Genomic DNA, 722 nt, shown 5'->3' on the forward strand with positions numbered 1-722 from the left:
AAAACTACTTGTCGTTCGTATTCCTATACGAAAAGGAATCCAAGGATATCGATTATTCTTCATAAACAAAGACGACCAAGCAGTTATTGCTAAAACAAATTCATTGCAGCAATTTATGAAATTCCCAACGGGTTCAGGGGTAGGATGGTCGACAGCTAAAATAATGGAAAATGCAGGGTTCGAAGTTGTCATAGGAAATAATTATGACGGATTGTTTGATATGCTGGATAAGAAAAGATTTCTTACTTTAGGAAGAGGAGTAAATGAAATTATTTCTGAATACAATATCCAGAAAAAATTTCACCCCAACCTAACTATTGAATCTGGGATAGCAGTTTATATTCCCCTACCCACGTACTTCTTTGTATCACCTAAGAAACCGCAGTTGGCGAAGCGCATTGAAACAGGGCTTCATAAATTAATAGAAAAAGGGAAATTCGAACAATATTTTTTGTCTTATCATGAACAAATCATTGGGGACACAAATCTTAAAAATCGGAAAGTTTACTCGATATCTAATCCAAATTTGTCTGAAGCAGATCCACTACAGGATAAAAAACTTTGGTACCGTTTTTAATTTACATGGTGTGAGGGAGTGCTGAGGGTATAAGGTTGGTGTTTTCTCTAGGTCCGGTAAAGCAAAAAAGGAGACAGACGGTATGGTCCTAGAAATCTAAACGTTCTCTAGTTTTCTAAAGTACTATTCCTTATAGTCCTGAGGA

General features: G+C 36.1%; 1 pseudogene. It reads left to right on the forward strand.

Annotated elements, in window-relative coordinates:
- Positions 1-577 (forward strand): annotated as a pseudogene (locus A3739_RS29915) (amino acid ABC transporter substrate-binding protein); the annotation flags it as partial.
- Positions 578-722: the final 145 nt, after the last annotated feature.

The sequence above is a fragment of the Oleiphilus sp. HI0067 genome, from assembly GCF_001635735.1.